Origin of the sequence: Myroides sp. LoEW2-1, assembly GCF_009767705.1 — a bacterium.
GTDB lineage: Bacteria > Bacteroidota > Bacteroidia > Flavobacteriales > Flavobacteriaceae > Flavobacterium > Flavobacterium album_A.
This window is the reverse complement of the sequence record NZ_WSPP01000095.1, coordinates 1-220: the sequence shown is the minus strand read 5'-3', so window position 1 is coordinate 220 and position 220 is coordinate 1. Positions and strand designations below refer to the sequence as shown.

The window sequence follows — 220 nt, the reverse complement described above, 5'->3', positions numbered from 1 at the left end:
GAAAGACAAAACTCATCTTGGCTACTATTGGGTGTATCATGCACCTATATCCAAGCTTGTAATGTTTAATTACAGTCCTACTCGTAGCGGTAGTGCTGCACTGCCTATATTAAAAAACTTCAAAGGATATCTGCAAACTGATGGGTTTATCGGCTACCAAGCCTATGGAAATAAGTCAGATGTAACGCATCTTGCTTGTTGGGCACATGCTCGACGTGAA

General features: G+C 41.4%; 1 protein-coding gene. It reads left to right on the top strand.

The window, feature by feature from the left end:
* The coding region (locus GOQ24_RS06620) for an IS66 family transposase (RefSeq protein ID WP_160339352.1) at positions 1 to 220 on the top strand (220 nt) is incomplete at both ends.